This window comes from Gemmatimonas aurantiaca (assembly GCF_037190085.1).
In the GTDB taxonomy this organism is placed as follows: Bacteria; Gemmatimonadota; Gemmatimonadetes; order Gemmatimonadales; family Gemmatimonadaceae; genus Gemmatimonas; species Gemmatimonas aurantiaca_A.
Map to the genome: position 1 here is coordinate 381,897 of NZ_JBBCJO010000005.1, position 18,793 is coordinate 400,689.

At 66.7% G+C, this 18,793-nt stretch carries 15 protein-coding genes; all 15 read right to left on the reverse strand.

All coding sequences use genetic code 11. The features are described 5' to 3' along the window. Positions 1-10 precede the first annotated feature (10 nt). Complete coding sequence (locus WG208_RS07455; protein WP_337170709.1) at positions 11-1,156, reverse strand: threonine synthase; 1,146 nt, start codon at positions 1,154-1,156, stop codon at positions 11-13. 8 nt (positions 1,157-1,164) lie between these two features. After that, a complete protein-coding gene (gene uvrC, locus WG208_RS07460; protein WP_337170710.1) occupies positions 1,165-3,213 on the reverse strand; it encodes an excinuclease ABC subunit UvrC in 2,049 nt (682 codons plus the stop codon). Beyond that, on the reverse strand, positions 3,203-4,777 hold the full coding sequence (gene murJ / locus WG208_RS07465) for a murein biosynthesis integral membrane protein MurJ (RefSeq protein WP_337170711.1): 1,575 nt from the start codon (positions 4,775-4,777) through the stop codon (positions 3,203-3,205). Before murJ ends, uvrC begins: the two co-directional genes overlap by 11 nt. Further along, positions 4,774-6,381 (reverse strand): bacillithiol biosynthesis BshC, encoded by a 1,608-nt coding sequence (bshC, locus tag WG208_RS07470; RefSeq protein ID WP_337170712.1) that lies wholly within the window; start codon positions 6,379-6,381, stop codon positions 4,774-4,776. Before bshC ends, murJ begins: the two co-directional genes overlap by 4 nt. Before the next feature lie 69 nt (positions 6,382-6,450). Further along, positions 6,451-6,915 (reverse strand): 23S rRNA (pseudouridine(1915)-N(3))-methyltransferase RlmH, encoded by a 465-nt coding sequence (locus tag WG208_RS07475; RefSeq protein ID WP_337170713.1) that lies wholly within the window; start codon positions 6,913-6,915, stop codon positions 6,451-6,453. 69 nt (positions 6,916-6,984) lie between these two features. Further along, entirely contained in the window at positions 6,985-8,295 is a 1,311-nt protein-coding gene (locus WG208_RS07480) for a Glu/Leu/Phe/Val dehydrogenase (RefSeq protein WP_337170714.1), read from the reverse strand. A gap of 28 nt (positions 8,296-8,323) precedes the next feature. Beyond that, on the reverse strand, positions 8,324-9,373 hold the full coding sequence (locus WG208_RS07485) for a tetraacyldisaccharide 4'-kinase (protein ID WP_337170715.1): 1,050 nt from the start codon (positions 9,371-9,373) through the stop codon (positions 8,324-8,326). Continuing rightward, the gene (locus tag WG208_RS07490; RefSeq protein WP_337170716.1) at positions 9,370-10,035 is read right to left on the reverse strand and encodes a lysophospholipid acyltransferase family protein; all 666 of its coding nucleotides are present in this window, start codon (positions 10,033-10,035) and stop codon (positions 9,370-9,372) included. The genes WG208_RS07485 and WG208_RS07490 overlap by 4 nt, the downstream gene beginning before the upstream one ends. Continuing rightward, on the reverse strand, positions 10,032-11,171 hold the full coding sequence (gene lpxB / locus WG208_RS07495; RefSeq protein WP_337170717.1) for a lipid-A-disaccharide synthase: 1,140 nt from the start codon (positions 11,169-11,171) through the stop codon (positions 10,032-10,034). The genes WG208_RS07490 and lpxB overlap by 4 nt, the downstream gene beginning before the upstream one ends. Next, positions 11,164-12,210: a Gfo/Idh/MocA family oxidoreductase gene (locus WG208_RS07500; protein WP_337170718.1), complete on the reverse strand. Its 1,047-nt coding sequence runs from the start codon at positions 12,208-12,210 to the stop codon at positions 11,164-11,166. The genes lpxB and WG208_RS07500 overlap by 8 nt, the downstream gene beginning before the upstream one ends. Positions 12,211-12,232: 22 nt before the next feature. Beyond that, positions 12,233-13,033, reverse strand: coding sequence for an acyl-ACP--UDP-N-acetylglucosamine O-acyltransferase (gene lpxA, locus WG208_RS07505; RefSeq protein ID WP_337170719.1), 801 nt, complete (start codon positions 13,031-13,033; stop codon positions 12,233-12,235). Continuing rightward, positions 13,030-14,424 carry a bifunctional UDP-3-O-[3-hydroxymyristoyl] N-acetylglucosamine deacetylase/3-hydroxyacyl-ACP dehydratase gene (locus tag WG208_RS07510; protein ID WP_337170720.1) on the reverse strand — a complete coding sequence of 465 codons (1,395 nt, stop codon included), beginning with the start codon at positions 14,422-14,424 and terminating at the stop codon, positions 13,030-13,032. The genes lpxA and WG208_RS07510 overlap by 4 nt, the downstream gene beginning before the upstream one ends. Next, positions 14,421-15,515 (reverse strand): UDP-3-O-(3-hydroxymyristoyl)glucosamine N-acyltransferase, encoded by a 1,095-nt coding sequence (lpxD, locus tag WG208_RS07515; protein ID WP_337170721.1) that lies wholly within the window; start codon positions 15,513-15,515, stop codon positions 14,421-14,423. The genes WG208_RS07510 and lpxD overlap by 4 nt, the downstream gene beginning before the upstream one ends. An 11-nt stretch (positions 15,516-15,526) precedes the next feature. Beyond that, the gene (locus tag WG208_RS07520; RefSeq protein WP_337170722.1) at positions 15,527-16,150 is read right to left on the reverse strand and encodes an OmpH family outer membrane protein; all 624 of its coding nucleotides are present in this window, start codon (positions 16,148-16,150) and stop codon (positions 15,527-15,529) included. Positions 16,151-16,177: 27 nt separating this feature from the next. Beyond that, complete coding sequence (gene bamA / locus WG208_RS07525; RefSeq protein WP_337170723.1) at positions 16,178-18,604, reverse strand: outer membrane protein assembly factor BamA; 2,427 nt, start codon at positions 18,602-18,604, stop codon at positions 16,178-16,180. Between the last annotated feature and the right edge of the window lie 189 nt (positions 18,605-18,793).

An 18,793-nucleotide genomic window follows, 5' to 3' on the forward strand; every position in this document is an offset into this window, starting at 1 on the left:
GGCCCACACATCAGGCGCGGTACGAGGCCCCGCTTCCGGTGTTGAACAGCACCACTTCCGCGTCCCCGGCGATCTGGCCGTCCGCCACCGCGTCGCGCAGCACCGACAGCCCGCAACCGCCCTCCGGCGCCGCGTCCACACCCGTGCCCACGGCCAGCGTGCGTGTCCAGCTCCTGATGGCCTCTTCGGTGGCCGTGCCCGCAAACCCATCCGTTTCCCGCATCACTCGCAGCAGCAGTCGGTCGCCCAATGGCGATGGCACCCGCAGACCGGCGGCGTGAGTCACCGGATCCACCCAGGGATCGGCCTTCTCCGCCCCGGCGGCAAACGCACGCGCGATGGGCGCACACCCCGCCGCCTGCGCCACCAGGTAGCGCGGTTGGCGGGTTTCACCCGGCAGCCATCCACTGGCCACCAATTCGTTGATGGCCTTCCAGATCCCCACCGTGCCCTCGCCACCGCCGGTGGGATACACCACCACGTCCGGCACCCGCCATCCGAGCTGCTCCACGATTTCGAAACCCATCGTCTTCATCCCTTCCACCCGATAGGGCTCGCGCAGCGTGGAGATCGCGAAATACCCCGACTCGGCGGCAAAGGCGTTGGCCATCCTGCCCGCGTCGCCGATATGCCCATCGATACGGATGAGTTCGGCGCCCATCGCCTCGATGGTATCGAGAATGGGACGCGGTGTGGTGGCAGGCGCATAGACCCGCACGGGCACACCGGCCGCCGCTCCATAGGCCGCCAGCGCCGCCCCGGCGTTGCCGGCCGTGGGCACCACGATGCCGGGCACACCCGCCGCACGCGCCCGCGTCACCGCGGCGCTCATCCCACGCGCTTTGAACGAACCGGTGGGGTTCTGCGACTCATCCTTGATCCACAAACGCCGCACCCCCACCTGCGCCGCCAGAGCCGGCGCTTCGATGAGTGGCGTGAGCCCCTCGCCCAGACTCACCGGCGTCTCGTCGGCCGCGAGCGGCAGGAAGGGCGCATACCGCCACATGTCCCATCGCCCAGCGAGCGCCGTACCCGCCGGCACCGGTTCATACGTGGCGAACAGCGGCTGATGACACGACGGACAGACCGACGCACCTTCGAGCGCGGCTGGCGCATGGCACGACGAACAGCGCAGAGACCACGGAGAAACGCTCATGGACATGCTCAGGACGTGGAAGTGGAGGGAGGGACTTCCGTAGAGGATGCCTCGGTGGGAGGTACCTCTGGTGGAGGTGTTTCGTCGGACGACGTATCGGCAGGACCAGCGTCTGCCACGGACTCCGGCACGGACTCCGGCACGGGTTCCAGCACCGATTCCCGCACCGGTTCCTGTACAGACACGCCCAGCGCCTCGAGCAACCGCCGCGCCGAGGCCGCACTGAATCCGGGAATCTCGGCAATACGTTCGACGCTGGCGTCCCGCACACCCTGCACGCTGCCCAAAGCATGCAGCAGCGCCCGGCGTTTCGTGGGGCCGACGCCGGGAATCTTGAGCAACTCCGACGTGATGGTGCGCGCCGCCCGCTTCTGTCGCTGGAACGTGATGGCAAACCGATGCGCCTCGTCACGCGCCTGCTGCAACATGCGCAACGCCGGCGATCGACGCGGCAGTCGCACCGGGTCCGACCGGCCGGGCAGGAAGATTTCCTCATCACGCTTCGCGAGACTGATCAGACCGATCTGCACGACACCGAGTTCGTCGAGTGCGGCGCGGGCCGCCCCGAGTTGCCCCTTGCCACCGTCGATGACAGCCAGATCCGGCAACGGTTTGTCTTCGTCCATGCGCCGACGGAAGTAACGCGTGACGACTTCGTGCATGGAACGGAAATCGTCGTTGCCTTCATGGATCTTGATCTTGAACTTCCGGTATTCGGCACGGCGGGGACGCGCGTTTTCGAACCACACCGCACTCGCCACGACATCCGTGCCCTGCGCGTGCGAGATGTCGAAACACACCAGCGAGCGCGGCAGACGGGCGAGTCCGAGCTCCCGCTGCAGTTCGTACACGGGATCGGCCGCCCGTTCATCCGCTTCCAGGGCGGCCAGCTTGAACTCCTCCAGCAGATGGCGCGCATTCTGATCGGCGAGATCCACCAGCGCACGCCGGGGCCCGCGCTGCGGCACACGGACATGCGTGCCTTCCAGCGAGGCTTCCAGCGATTCACGATCCTCGAAGTCGAACGGCACCAGCAGTTCCGCCGCGCGCGCTTCGGCCGTGCGATACCACTGCGCGAGACACGCGCCCAACACCGCGCCGTCATCTTCATCCTCGGCATGCTCCAGCAGGCGATGGTCACGCGCCAGCAGTTTGCCCCCACGGATGCGCATCACCACCACGCAGGCGTCCTCTCCATCGCGCGCATATCCCACGACGTCGCGGTCGCCGCCTTCCACCTCGAGCACCACCGTGGGTTCTTCCATCTTCTCGAGATGCATGAGCGCATCCCGCAGTTCCGCGGCCCGCTCGAAATCCAGCCGTTCGGACGCCTCCATCATGCGACTGCGCACGTGGCGGATCACGTCGCTGGTCCGTCCTTCGAGGAACCACACCACCTCGTCGATCATCGCGCGGTAGTCGTCCTGCGACTGGTAGCCCACGCACGGCGCCTTGCATCGCTTGATGAAATAGTCGAGGCACGGACGCTCGGGCGCTTCGCGTGGCAGTGCATAGTGGCACGACCGGACCGTGAAGATGCGCTTCACCACATTGAGCGCGCGTCGCATCGATCCCACGTCGGTGTAGGGACCGAAATAGCGGGCCCCGTCGTCGAGCAACCGGCGCGTCACCAGAACACGGGGAAACGGTTCGCCCACGGTGACCTTGATGTACGGATACGACTTGTCGTCGCGCAACGCGATGTTGAAGCGCGGGCGGTACTCCTTGATCAGCGTGGCTTCGAGAATGAGCGCATGCGCCTCGCTCGGCACCACGATGGTTTCGAGATCGCGGACCTTGCGCACCATGGCCCGCGTCTTCGGGCTGCTCACATGATCCTGCGCCCAGTAGCTGCGTACGCGTGAACGCAGGCGCTTGGCCTTGCCCACATACAGCACCTGCCCGTCGACATCCTTCCAGAGATACACACCGGGCGATTCCGGCAGATGCGGCAGCTTCTGCGCCACCGGCACGGGCATGCCGTGCTCGAGGGCACGCCGTGTCCACTCGTCGTCGGCGATGGGCAGTGCGTGCCCGCCCGTTTCGTCAGGAGGCACGATGACGCACCCCCCGACGCAGCCACCGGGCGGCCTCGGCCGAGCCCATCCACCACGCCGTGGTCAGATACACCACGCCGAACACCGCGAGCACGGGAATGCCGGCCAGGCGCGGGTGCAACGTGGGCAGCCAGTACATGTGGGCCCATCGTGCCACGAAACTCACCGCGGTGGCCAGCAACGATGCCACGACGATGCGTCGGGTGCCCATCCACATGGCCGGCGTATACAACGGACCGAGTCGCTGGCGCAGACCGCCCAGCAGCACCGTGAGATTGACATACGATCCGAGCGCCGACCCCAGTGCGATGCCGGCCGTGGCGAGCGGTGAGTGACGCAGCGGTACGGCAATGGCAATGGACGCCACCGCCGACACCACGATGCTGATCATCGATGCCCGCAGCGGCGTGCGATAGTCCTGCAACGCATAGTACGCCGACGCCATGAGTTTCACCGAGCCGAAACTCACGAGTCCCACGGCAAAGGCGGCGAGAATCCAGTGCACCACCTGCTGCTCGGCGGCGCCGAAACGACCGGCCCGATACAGGATGCCCACGCAGTAGTCGCCCAACGCGATGAACACCACCGCGCTCGGCACGATGTAGAACAGGATGCGTTGCCATCCGCTGCGCAGCCGTTCCCGCAATACATCGGTCGCGTCCGCGCCCGAATCGCGCGCGAGTTCCGGGAGCGCCGCCGCGGCCACCGACACCCCGAACAACGACACGGGCAACAACGCCAGCGTGTTCGCGTAGTTCATGTTCGTCGTTGCGCCTTCGGGCAGGAACGATGCGATCTGCAGATCGATGAACGACGAGATCTGCACCACACCCAGCGCCGTCACCACGGGCACGACGTTGCGCAGCGTTTGCAGCAGTCCCTCGGCGCCACGATCGAGCGTGGGGCGCAATGGACCGGTGAGCCTGAGCACCTCGGGCATCTGCGCGCCCACCTGCAGCAGGGCACCGGCCAGTGTGGCCCAGGCCAGCCAGACCGCCAGCGTGGTCGCACTGTCGGCACGCGGGCCTCCCACGAGCAGCAGGGCAATCTGCGCCACCGACCAGAGTGCGGCGCTCGCATACGACCAGAAGAACCGGCGATGCGAGTTCTGGATGCCAAGACACCAGCCACTCAGCACCATCACCCCGGTCATCGGAAACAGGATGCGTGTGAGCCGCGTGGTGAGGTCACGCGTGGCTCCGTCGAATCCCGGGGCCAGCACGGTGGTCAGCCATGGCGCCAGCAGAATGCCCAGCAGCGTGAGCACCGACACCGCGGCGAGCAGCATGCCCAGCATGGCATTCGCGAGTGCGCGCGCGGCGCGCGGGTCTTCGCGTTCGAGCAGTCGGCTGTACACCGGCACGAACGACGCCGAGAGCGTGCCTTCGCCCAGCAGATTGCGGACCGCGTTGGGAATCTTGAACGCCGCGTTGTACGCATCAGAGGCCGCACCGGCGCCGAAAAAATACGCGAACGCCGTATTCCGCAGGACACCAACCAGACGACTGATCAGGATCCCTGCCCCGACGACGAACGCTGCGCGTCCGCCCGTCCGGTCGTTCATGCCTGCTCCGCGTGACCCGTCACGAGAAGTCGGGCGTGACCCATGGCCTCTTCGCGCATGCGATCGAGCAGCCCAGGTCCGTACCGCACCAACAGCGGCACCAGATTGAGCACCCGCTCCGGCGACTGTCCCAGCGGACGCAACGCCGCGCGCACCGCGGCCACATCCTGCATCGCACCGATCTCCCGGCGTTTCACACCGGCCAGCACGCGACGCTCGAACCGATCGAGCCGATGCGTGATGTCGCGCGCCAGTCCGTCCACCACCGACGGAGCCACCAGCGCGGCCTCCTGCTCCTCGTCATCCGGCACACGCAGCGCGTCACCCAGTGTACGGAGTTGCGTTTCCAGCGTGATGCGCAGGCGCTCCAGCGCATCGGCCACCGATTCGTCGAGCTGCGCGCGGGCGATCGCCTGCTCCGCCGCGTGGGGATCATGCAATTGCTCGTCGGTGATACCGAGCCGTGCCTGCAGATCGCAGGCGTCGGCCTCCAGCACTTCGGCCGCCCATCGCGGGGCCACGACCGGCACGGCCGCACCGAGCGCCTCCGCCACCGGCGCCACCTGGGCGAAGTACGCGAACTCGCCCGGTCCGGCCAGATAACACACCGTAGGCAGCAACGCCCGTTCGAGCACGGGACGCAACAGCACGTTCGCCCCCAACGCTCCCACTTCCGCTTCGTTCGCAACAGCCGACGCTTCGGCGACCGGCACACGTGCCCGCGCCCCACTGTTGCCGTTCGCGTTGCCTTCCGAGCCTCCGGTGCGGAACACCAGCGAGAGCCCATCCACGATTTCCACCTGGGGCGTGTACCCACTGGCCACGATGGCCTCCGCGCGATGCCGCAACGCATCCTGCACCCGCGGGGCGGCATGCAGCGCCGCGCGCAGGAACGCATCGGCTGCCGCGCGGGTGGCCGGATGCGCCGCATCGAGTACGGCCATGCCCAACGGTTCGAGCAACGCCCGCATGAGAAAGACATACGCCGCACCGATGGTCGCGTGCGGCGTATATGCCTGACGTACAGTCTCCAGCACCGAAGCATGGGCCCCCGATCCACAGGCACGGACGAGCTGCGCCAGCGCGCTCTGCAGGTCGCCGAGCGGCACGTCGTTCATGGACACACCATCGGTGGCCGGGCCGGCCAGGGCCACCCGCTCCAACCCCGTCGGCGTGGCCAGATACGTCACGGCCGCTTCCATCCAGTCGGCATCGTCGGTTGCCGCCCAGAACACCGGCGCGACCGGGATGCCCAGCTCCGCTTCCAGTGTGTCGGCCGCGGCCAGGGCACTCATCGCCTTGCTCCACGTGTACGTGGGGCCGCCGAACAATCCCGGTTGCTGCCCGGTGGTGATGACCACACCTTCGCGTGCCGCACGCGCGAGACGTTCCGCCGCTGCACCCGAGGCACCGAATGCCGGCGCCAGCGGCGCGAGCCAGTCGCGCCCTGCGAAGGACGCCCGCGTGGCCAGCGCATGCGCGCGCCAGGCATTCACATCGCGCGGCCTGGGCGCGTACCACATGGCACCCACCTGGTTTCCCACTTCGCCGCGCTGGATCGCACGCGAAAGCGCACTGCCGCCAAGCGGCGCCGTACGAACCACGACGTCCTCTGTCACTCCGATCAACCCACCTGCAGACTTGTCCACGTGTTCACGCGTGTTCGCTGGGATTCACTTGTGATACGGCTCGCCGCGCACGATGGTCCCCGCCCGGTACAACTGTTCGGCGAGCACCATGCGTGCAACCTCGTGCGGGAGCGTCCACGGCGCCAGTGAGAGACGCCGATTGGCGCGCTGTCGGACGGCCGGCCCCAGGCCATGCGCGCCCCCGATGACGAAGGCCACACTGCGCGCCGCTTCGCGCTGCTCCTGCAACCATCGGGCAAAGGGCTCCGACTCCATGCTCGCCCCGCCCGGATCGCAGGCCGTCACGACCGCATCGGCCGGAATCCGGGCCACCAGCCGCTCGGCCTCGCGCTCGCGCACCACATCGGCGGACAAGCCACGGCCGGGCTCTTCCTTCACCTCGATCACCTCGAGCGGCCAGTAGTGCGCCGCCCGGCTTTCATAGTCCCGAATGGCATCGGCCAGCCCCGCGTGGCGAGGCCGGCCGATGACGAGCAACGAGATCCGCATCGTGAGGAACGGGACCGGGAAACGTCGACGATGTCGCCGGCACCCGACGGGGCGCCGGCGACGACTGCGTCAGGCGTAGATGCCGCGCAGACGATGCACGGTGGCCACACGGCTGATCGACAGCATGTAGGCCGCGGTACGCATGTTCACGCGATGCTGCTTGGAGAGCTGCAGCACGTCCTGGAAACTGCGGGTCATGATCTCGGCCAGCCGCTCGATCACGGTCGCTTCGTTCCAGAAATAGCCCATGCGGTCCTGCACCCACTCGAAGTACGACACGGTCACACCGCCGGCGTTGGCGAGGATGTCGGGGATCACGAAGATGCCCTTCTCCTCGAGGATCGGATCGGCGGCAGCCGTGGTCGGACCGTTGGCGCCTTCGCAGATCACCTTGGCGCGGATCTTCGACGCGTTCTTCGCGGTGATGACGTTCTCGAGCGCGGCGGGCACGAGCACGTCCACGTCGAGCGTCAGCAGTTCTTCGGCGTCGATCAGATCGCCACCCGTGAACCCTTCGAGCGAACGATGCTGCTTGACGTATTCCAACGCGGCGGCGATGTCGATGCCGTTCTTGTTGTGGAAGGCCGCGTACCGATCGCTGATGCCGACGATCTTGCACCCTTGATCGGCCATCAGCTTGGCCGCAATGGAACCGACGTTGCCGAAGCCCTGCACGGCCACGGTGGCGCCCTGCATCGGCATGCCGAGATGTTCCAGCGCTTCCCTGGTCACGAGCATGCAGCCACGGCCCGTAGCTTCGCGACGGCCCAGCGAACCGCCCATCTCCACCGGCTTCCCCGTGACGACGGCATTCTCGGTGCGGCCGACGTTCATGGAGTACGTGTCCATCACCCACGCCATGACACGCTCGTTCGTGTTGACGTCGGGCGCCGGCACGTCGGTGTCGGGACCGAGCAGCGAGATGATGCCCTTGGTATAGCGACGCGTGACGCGCTCGAGCTCACCCACGCTCATCTGCAGCGGATCGCAGATCACGCCGCCCTTCGCACCACCGAACGGCAGATTCACGACGGCACACTTCCACGTCATCCACGCGGCGAGTGCCTTCACTTCTTCCAGCGTGACGTTCATGTCGAAACGGATGCCGCCCTTGGCGGGACCGCGCGACGTGTTGTAAAGCACGCGATATCCCTGGAAGACTTCCACGTCGCCGTTGTCCATCATGACGGGCACGGAGACGATGAGCTGCTTCTCGGGATTGCGGAGGATCTTGTAGATGCCGGGCTCGAGGTCGAGCAGTTCGGCGGCGCGGTCGAAGCGGGACATCATCGCTTCGAACGGGTTCTCTTCGTTGAGGAACCGATCCTTGTCCGGGCGAACGATGCTGTCCGTCGGAAGTCGGAGTAGGTCGATGGCCATGAGGCTTCAGATTGTGATTGGGCCGGGCTCAGCCGGCGGTGGGAACCGTGGTCCGCCGCGCGGCCAGTACCCGGTCGCATTGCTCTTCCAGGACTTCCGCGCCTCGATCGACCACGACTGTCTGTGAAAGATACCAAAGGGGCGGCCCGAAGCGAGGCCAAAGCGGTCCCAGCTTGACGGCGTCCTTCAACGTACAGACGACGCCATCCCCCCCCTGGGCAACGGTCACGGCTTTCGAGACCTCCTCGGCCGTGAACCGATGATGGTCGGGAAAACGCAGGTGACCCCGGACGGTGAGCCCCGACGCCTCGAGCTGCCGTTCGAACGCCTGCGGGTCGGCGATCGCCGAAACGAGCGTGGCTGTCAGTCCCTGGAGCGCGGGGCCGTCACCCTGCGACCAGCCCCGCAATCCGCCGGGCAAGAGGCGCACCAAGGCGATCCGTTCGGCTGGCACCATCCGGCTCAGGGCTGCCAGTACCGCCGCGGTTTTTTCCGCAGATGCCGCCTTCACGGTGACCACGACCGCCGAGGCGCGGCCCAGCGCCACGAAGCCTTCCCGATAGGGGCCGGCCGGCAGCAATCGCACCTCGGGGTGCCATTGATCGGCGCTGACCAGCACCACGTCGCTCACGCGCCGCGCACGCCGATGTTGGAAGGCATCGTCCAGGACCACGCAGTCCGCGCCCCGCGACACGGCCGTGTGCGCGCCGCGCACCCGATCCGCATCGGTGATCACGGGTGCTTCCGGGGTGAGCATGAGATGCACCCGCCATTCATCGTCGCCATATCCGCGCAGAACGAGCGCCGGATGGGCGCCCCGCGCGAGGAGACGGGACAAGAACCATGAAGCCACGGGAGTCTTACCCGTGCCGCCTACCGTGAGGTTGCCGATCGAGATCGCGGGAAGCGGCATGGCGGGCAGCGCATCGGGTCCGAAAGCCTCGGCCAGCCGGTCGAAGCGTGCATTGCGCCGCGCCACCGCCCAGCCGAACACATGGGAGAGCGGCGTCAGCATGGCGCGGGTTACCGCCGCGCCAGCAGCATCCGAGTGCCACACCCAGTCGGCGAGGGCACTCATCGCCCCTCTTCCGCCAACCGCGCGACGGTTTCGAGCTTCACCAGCATGTCGGCGCCGAATTCGTCGGCATGTGCGGCGGCCTCCCGCACGTCTTCACCGTCCACCCGCTTCGGCTCACCGTACAACACCGTCACCCGCGCGAACGGTTTGGGAATCTCGAAACGGTCCCACGATTTCAGACGCCAGCAGCGATCGGCGTGCGCGGTGATGGTCACGATGGGCACCTGCGCCCGGTGCGCGAGAATCAGCGGTCCCGGTGCATAACTGTGCAACGGACCGCGCGGACCATCAGGGGTGAACACCATGTCCGTGCCGTCCCGCACCTGCTTCACCGCTTCCAGCAGCGCCCGCGTGCCTCCGCGCGAACTCGATCCCCGCACCGCGAAGTGCCCGAACATCTCCACGATGCGCGCGATGATCTCGCCGTCGCGGTGTTCGCTGATGAGGATGCCGCAGCGCATGCCATGCGCGTACAGAATGGGCAGCATCTGGCCATGCCAGAGCGTGAAGACCACCGGATCGGTGCCGGCAGGCCGCACGAAGAGGCGATCCCTTCCGATGATTCTCACGCGCCACGTCATGCCCAGCAGCTTGAGAAAACGGCCGCCCACGGCAATGGCGGCGCGCACCTTCCACGGCAGGACCGGCGCCGTCTCCGTCATGCCTGCGCATCCCGTGTCATCGACGTTCTCGTCATCGACAGGATCATGTCGGCCACCCGCGACGACGCACCGGGCGTGCCCAGTTGCGCCCGCACCCGTGCCAATCCCGCCTCGGCCAGCACGCGCGCCTCGCTGTGCACGTCGAGCAGCGGCATCAGGGCATCCGCCACCGCCGAGGGCACGAACGCATCCTGCACGAATTCCGGCGAGACCGCTTCACCCGCCACCACGTTCACCAGGCCGATGTGCGGAATCTTCACCACGCGACGCGCGATGGCGTACGTGATCGCGCTCGTCCGGTATCCGATCACATGCGGCAAGCCCGCCACCGCCGCTTCCAGCGTGTTCGTACCGCTCTTGAGCAATCCGGCCGTGGCCGCTCGCTGCACCACGAACGACGCACCCTGCACGAGGGGGAATGGACTGTCGCTGGCCGCGATGCGCACCGTGGGGGCCACACTCACCACCACCTGTACGTCGGGCCGGCGACGCTGCACTTCGAGCGCCGCCTCGGTGAAGGGCCCCAGATGCCGCGCGATCTCCGCGCGCCGGCTGCCCGGAAACACCGCCAGCACCGGCGCATCGGGCGACAAGCCGAGTTGCGCGCGCGCTTCCATCTGTGACGGCAACGACTGCGCACGATCGAGCAACGGGTGCCCAACGAACGTGGCATCGATACCGTGCTCACGCAGCAGCGCTTCTTCGAACGGCAGGATGGACGCGGCCTTCGTGACCACACGCGCGAGCGTGGGCAGACGGTCCGCTCCCCACGCCCACACCTGCGGCGTGATGTAATACAACACCGGCACACCCGCACGATGCGCCGCGTTGGCGACCTTGAGATTGAACCCCGGATAGTCGAGCAGCACCACGAGTCCCACCCGACCGCTCTCGATACGGGCGCGCAACCGGCGCAGCAACGCCCAGTGTTTGGGCACGTGCTGCAGCACCTCCACAAAACCCATCACGGCGAGACGCTCGACATCCTCGAGAATCTCCACCCCCGCCGCGCGCATGTGACCGCCCCCCACACCCACCATCGGCAGGTCCGGCACACGCGCACGCAACGCCTCGGCCACCTTTCCCGCATGCAGGTCGCCGGAGGCCTCTCCGACGACAAACAGCACTTCACGCACGCGAAGCCCCTGGGGCCGCTGCCCCAGCCAGCAATCCCGCCTGTGCCACATCGATGGCGGACACGATGCGCAGCGCGGCCTCGAGCGCATCCCGGCCCTCGGCGCCCGTCACGGCGATGGGATTGTGTCCCATCACCGCACCCAGGAACTGCGACAGTTCCAGCACCAGCGGCTCAGCATCCGGGGCGTCGAGCGGGATGCGTTCCACGAAATCCTCGAGCGCCCGCGGGGCACGCGCGAGCTGCATCGGATCGAAATCCCCACGCAACCTGAAGAACTCTCCCGTGCCGGCGGCGAGATCCAGCGACAGATAGCCGCTGCGCTGAAACAGCCGGAGCTTCCGCAACCGCTCACGCGACACGCGGCTGGCAGTGATGTTCGCCACCGCCCCATTGGCGAAGGTCAGTCGCGCATTGGCGATATCCACCTGCGGCGTGAGCACCGGAATGCCCATGGCCTGCACGTCGACCACACGCGTGCCCACCAGGGTGTGCACGAGATCGAGATCGTGGATCATGAGATCGAGCACCACGGCCACATCGGCGCCCCGCGGACTGAACGGCGCCAACCGGTCGCTCTCGATGAACCGCGGGCCGTCCACGAACGGCATGGCCGCGCGCACGGCGCGGTTGAAGCGCTCCACGTGCCCCACCTGCAGCACGACACCGGCCGCGGCCGCCTTGCCCAGCAGATCGTCGGCTTCCTCGAGCGTCACCGTGAACGGCTTCTCCACGAAGACATGTTTGCCCAGTGCGAGCGCCTGGGCGGCCACCGCATGATGCGAACGGGTGGGCACCACGATGGACACGGCGTCGACGTCCTGCAGCAACCGATCGAGGGATGCCACGGCCGGCACGCCGTATTGCGAGGCCACCTCGGCGGCCCGTGCGGGATTCTCGTCGACGAACCCCATGAATCGTTCGCCGCACAGATCACGGAGAATGCGCACGTGATGCGTGCCCAGACCGCCGGCGCCCACCACACCCACGCGTGGCGCCTCGTTTCCACAAAACTGCGCCCGCTGCTGCCCTGCCTGCATGTACGACTCCGATCAGAACCCGTCAGAACCCGACGCCGCGGCGACTCGCCTCGATGAACTCCAGAAACTGCTGCACTTCGGGAACCAGTTCCACTTCCGCCCGCGCCTGCTCCACACCCTGCGACAAATTGAGATCGGAGCGGAAACAGAACCGATACGCGCGCTTGAGTTCACGCAGCACGTTCTCGTCGAATCCGCTGCGCTGCAGGCCGACGGAGTTGAGCCCGAACAACTTGAGCGGATTGCCCACCGCGCGCACGAACGGCGGCACGTCCTGCGGCACACGCGACGCCCCGCCAATGAACGAATGCCGCCCGATGCGCACGAACTGATGGATCGCGCACAACCCCGAGATGATGGCGTGATCGTCCACGTGCACGTGACCCGCGAGCTGCGTGCCGTTGGAGATCATCACATGATCGGCCAGCTCGCAGTCGTGCGCGAGATGCACGTAACTCATGATGAAGCAGTGTCGGCCCACCTTCGTGGTGACCGAGTGCGCCGTAGCACGATTGATGGTCGCGTATTCGCGGATGACGGTGTCGTCCCCGATGTCCACCCACGTTTCCTCACCGCGGTACTTGAGATCCTGCGGATCCCCGCCGAGCACGGCACCGATCCCCACCTGCACGCGCTGCCCGAGGCGCACATTGCGCTCGAGGGTCGCCCGTGCGGCGATCCGGCAGCCATCGCCGATCGTCACCTGCGGACCGATCACCGCCCACGGGCCGATCTCCACATCCTGCCCGATCCGGGCATCGGGATCGATCAGTGCGCTGGGATGAATGCCCTGCGTGGTCGCCATGTTCATCACCATGCTCATCGATCGCGGACCATTGCCGCCATTTCCGCCTCGGTGACGACCTGGCCATCCACATAGGCCACACCGCGCATCTTGCACATCGTGCCCCGCATCTGCAGCACTTCCATCTCGAATCGCAACTGATCACCGGGCTTCACCGGCCGGCGGAACTTCACGTTGTCGAGCGACATGAAGTACACCACCTTGCTGCTCGGATCGGTCACCGTCCGCATGAGCAGCATGCCGCCCACCTGCGCCATCGCCTCGATGATGAGCACACCGGGCATGATGGGATGTCCAGGAAAATGGCCCTGGAAGAACGGCTCGTTAATCGTCACGTTCTTGAGCCCGACGATACGCTTCCCCTCTTCCAGCTCGAGAATGCGATCGACGAGCAGGAAGGGATAACGATGCGGCAGGACCTGCAGAATGTCTTCGACGGTGTACACAGCGGGCTCCCGGACTGCGTGTTGCACGAGCGCACGTACCAGGGCAACCGTGCCCCGATGACTCGGTTTGTGAGCGACGATGCGCGCCCGAACGCGCGCACCGGCCAGCACCAGATCGCCGACACAGTCGAGCGCCTTGTGCCGGACGAATTCGTCGGACCAGCGGAGAGTGGTATCCACGACCCCCGTGGCGTCGAGCACGACCGCGTTCGCCGTCGATGCCCCCTGAATCAATCCCTTCGCGCGAAGGGCGTCCACCTCGTGAACGAAACCGAAGGTGCGCGCTCCGGCCAGTTCACCGCGGAAATGCTCCGGCGTCACCCGGTACCGGCCACGCTGGTGGCCGATGATCGCGTGCGGAAAGTCGATGTCGACATCGAGCGACAGATCGAACGCCGGATGGGCCTCGTACACGGACTCTCCATCCACCACCCGGATGGATTTCCGCAGCACGAGCCAGTCCTGTCGTCCACCATTCGTGACGATGCCGGCTTCGTCGAGCGCCGTCAGAAACGCGGCGGCACTGCCGTCCATGATGGGCGGCTCGGGGCCATCCATGTCGATGAAGAGATCATCGATGCCCAGTCCGCCCACGGCCGCCAGCACATGCTCCACCGTGTGCAGTGCCCCCTCGCCCGTGCCGAGCTGGGTGCGGCGCTCGGCTTCCACCGCCACATCCACCCGGGCGGGAATGGCCGCCGTGCCGGGCAGGTCCAGCCGCCGGAACACGATACCGGTACCCGTGGGTGCCGGCCGGAACACCAGCGTGCAGGGCTGGCCAAGATGGAGCCCCACGCCCTGCACCGTGGCTTCACCGGCCACGGTACGACGTTCGCCGCTGAGCGAGGTGGCGGAGGCCGATGACGGGGTTGGCGAGTTCGCCGGCCGCGTGTTGCCCCGTTCCACCGGGGGCGCATTCTCCGCGGACTTCGACGGCCCTGAGCCGTCCGCACGTGCGATCACGAGTCCTGCTCCTTGCGCAACAACTGTTCGAGGGGGCGGATGAGGCGGGCCAGGCGGGCCAGTGCGGCCTGTGCCCGCAACTGTTCCTTGTGCGGCCGCGCGGGGTACCCCGACCACACTTCGCCGGCCGGCACGTCTCCGAACACGCCGGCCTGCCCGGCCACGGTGGCCCGGGCACCCACCGTGAGATGCCCACCGATACCCGCCTGTCCACCAAGCTGCACGCCATCTTCGATGCGCGCGGAACCGGCCACACCCACCTGCGCCGCGCAGACGCACATCCGCCCCATGCGCACGTTGTGTCCGATCTGCACGAGATTGTCGATCTTCGTGCCGGCCCCGATGATCGTATCGTCGACGCTGCCGCGATCGACACAGCTGTTGGCGCCGATCTCCACATCGTGCTCGAGCACACAGCGGCCGGCGTGCGGAATGCGCACCAGGCCCGCGGCCTGCGGCACGAATCCGAATCCTTCGCGTCCCACGCGTGCCCCGCTGTGCAACACCACCCGGTCTCCCAGTTCGGTGAAGGGATAGACGGTGGCATTGGCGTGCAGCCGCACATCGCGCCCCAGCGTGCTGCCGGCCCCCACGGTGGCATTGGCACCGATCCAGCAGCCATCGCCGATCACGACGTCCTCGCCGATGACGGCATGGGGGTCGATGGTCACACCAGCGCCGATGGTAGCCGTATCGGCCACCACCGCGGTCGGATGCACGCCTGTCGCACGCGGTTCGTGGCGGTGAAAACGGACCAGCAGCGACACCATCGCATCCATCGGCTTGTCCACGATGATGCGGGTGCGCGGGGCACCGTCCGCGGTTTCGAATTGTGGTCCCATCACGACCGCGCCCGCTCGCGACGTCACGAACCACGACGCGTAACGCGCGTGCGACAGAAAGCTCAGTTGCGTCGCGTCGGCCCGATCGAGTGCCGCCACACCCCGCAGCACGACCGTGCCGTCACCGAGCAGTCGGCCCCCAACCAGCGCCGCTACGTCAGCGGCGGTGACAGGCGTCTGCCCGTCACCGCCGCCTGCCGTTCGTTGCCCGGCGTGTGTGCCAGATGAAGGATCTGTCACCGGACTCACGCCGTCCGCACTCAGAACGGCGGCTTCTTCGTCGTCACGCCAGCCGGCGACGAGGCCGGGCCCGCCGCGGGCGGCTTGGACGCCGCCGGTGCCGCAGTGCCTGCCGCGCGGGGCGCCGCCAGCCGCAGCTTCGCCAGCACACGATCCGTCACGTCGAGATTCTTGTCGGCCGCGACGATGTACGGCATCTGCACCGCCACGTCGAAGATGAACGCGTAACCACCTTCCGTACGCACATCCTCGAGCGCCTTGCGCAGCGTCTCCATGATGGGCGCCATGAGCGCTTCCTGACGGTCCTGCGCCTGATCCTGCAGCTTCTGCGCCTGGGCCTGGAAGCCCGCTTCCTTCTCGCGCATCGCCTTCAGCTTCGTTTCCTTCGCAGCCGACGCAAGCGTCGCCTCTTCCTTGGCGAACGCTTCGTTCATGGCGTTGACCGAATCCTGCAGTTTCTGCAACTGCGCCCGGACCGTGGTCATCTCCTTGTCGAACGTCGCCTCCGCCTCGGCGCGGCCGGGCGCGCTCTGCATGAGCTGGGCCGAGTTCACGTAGGCGATCTTCTGCCCGCCCTGGGCCGACGCCACGACAGGCGCGACGACGAACAGCGCGCAGGTACCGATGAGTGAACGAAAACGCATGAGGAGAGATCCTGTGTTAGATCTTGTTTAGAAGAGCTGGCCAAGCCGGAAATGGAACTGCCACTTCGGGTCCTTCACGATACGACCGGTCGTGGCCTCGATCTTCGTCCGGTCGAAACCATAGGCGAGGTCGAGCCCCAGTGGTCCCAACGGTGTTACGGTAGATACCCCGAATCCGGCAGAACGGAAGAGGCGACCGGGGTTGATCTGCCGGGCCGCGGCCCAGTTGTTCCCTGCGTCGGAAAACACGTTGACATAGAACATCTGGTTCAGGCGAAGACCCACTTCGCCGGTCACCGTCATGAAGGCATTGCCGAACGACGTCACCTGGGAACTGTACTGGTCGGTGGACGGGTCGAAGCCGGCCGGCGTGATGGAGAATTCGGGGTAGCCGCGCAACTGCTGCCCGTACATCACACCACCCACCGCAAACTGCTGCTGGAAGAAGAACGGTCCGGAATTGCCGAACAACGCGCCGGCACGGGCCGTCACACCCATCGTGAGCTTGACCGGCTGCGATCCCGGGTTGCTGCCGCCGAACTGCCCCAGCAGCGAGTAGGCGCGCATTTCCGTGGTCACGCGCTGGAAGTTCACCGTCCCGCCCAGCGGACCGCCGCTGAAGTCCGCCGTGACGGTCTTCATGGTGCCCTGCGTCGCGAAGGGCAGATCGATGCGCGTGTCGGACGTGTACTCCAGTCCCACATTCGAACGGAAACAGTTCCGCGTGCAGCCGTTCTGGACGGTGCCCGACGTGAATGTCGCCGACTCTCCGTTGTACGACATCGCGAACGTCGAGAAGAGCGACCAGGGCACCGGCATGCCGAGACGGAACTGGCCGCCCGTGCGGATGTTCTGGCCGAGGTTGCCGACGATGAAACGCGACTGCGTGCGATAGGCGCTCACCGCACCCGACAGACGCGATCCGCGCAGCGCGGGATCGGTGTAGGTGGCCGTGAAGTCGTTGAAGTAGCGCCCGTACTGCCAGTTGAGGCGTCCCGACTTGCAGAGGCCGAACAGATTGGGCTGCTCGACGCCGATGAAGCCACCGAAACCGACACCGCCCTGCCCCATCGAGGCGCCGAAATTGAAGTTGCCGGTGCGCTTCTCCTTCACGCGGAACACGATGTCCACGTCCCCCTGCTCGTTGATCGGACGGTAGTCCGGGAACGGCATCGGGGACTCGAAGAAGTTCATGTTGCTGATGCTCTGATAGCTCCGGATGAGCGCGGCCTGATTGAAGGGCCCACCGGGCACCAGGAAGATCTGGCGACGGATGCAATCGTCCGCCGTATAGTCGTTCCCCACGATCTCGACCCGGTTGACGATGGCGGGATTCCGCTCGTCGATTTCCCAGCGGAGGTTCACCGTGGGTACCGAGTCGGCGCCTTCCATGCGACGATCCATCACCGGACGGATCTGCGCGTAGAGGTAGCCGTTGTTGCGATACTCGTTGTTCACCTTCTCGAGCGCATCGTCCCACTTGTGCTGATCGAACACGCCCTCGGGCGCCGCGGCCTCCCGCTTGATCAGCCCCTTGATGCGCTGCGACAGCGTGGGATCGTTGCCTTCGAACGGATAGAACCGGCGCAACGCATCCGTCGGGAAACGCCGGTTGCCGGCGATCTCGAACGAGCCGATACGATAGCGCGGGCCTTCGTCGATGCCGATCTGCAGCATGCCTTTGCCACGATCGCGGTCGACGAGCAGCGTGTCCTTCGTGATGCGCATGTCGATATAGCCGAGCCGCGAATACAGATCGGGGATACGCTCGCCCAGATCGCCGACGAATTTGTCCTCGTCGAACTCACCCTTGCGGAAGAACCAGAACCCTTCCGGCTTGGTCTTCATCGCGCGTGCGACCCGCTTCTCGCTCACCGCTCCCTGGCTCTCGATATCGATGCCGGAGATGGCCAGGCGCCGTCCTTCGTCGATGTCGTACGTGAGCGCGATGCGACCGTCATCCATCCGGGTGGAATCGATGCGGATCTCGGCCAGATAGTAGCCGGCCGCCTCGTACACCGAGTCGATCCGGGCCCGCGCCCGCGCCACCTGCAGCGGATCGATGGGGCGCCCGATCAGCAGATCGATCTTGTCCTTCACCGACCGCTCGGAAACGGCGCTGGGTCCGACGACTTTCAGATCGCCGAGAATGGGGCGCTCCTGGACATGCAGCACCGAGAGCACCTTGCCCGGCACGGCATCGAGATCGCACAACACCCGCACGTCGTCGAATTCCCCCAGCTGATAGAGCGCCTTGAGCACCCGCTGGAGGGAGGGGAAGTTGAGCGGCGCGCCCGGCTGCAGACCGGCCTCGATCCGGATGCGCGCGTCGGCGACCCGCGAGTTTCCCCGCACGGCGATGGAGTCCGGTGTCATGCAGCGGCCCGCCGCCTCCTGCTGCGCCAGGGTGAGGCGCGGCGAAAGGCCCACCACCAGGGCGACCAGGCCGACCAACTTTTGGGGAATGCGTTTGAGCATAGCCTCGGAATATAAACGAACCCCGGGGAAGGACCGACCCCACCGGACCCGATGGGGGTGCCCTTTCCCATGTACCCTCGATGACGGCAAACGGCCGGACCCGAGGGTCCGGCCGTTCGACACCTGTCGCGCCTCCACCGTTGCCTGAGACCGTCCCGGATTCCT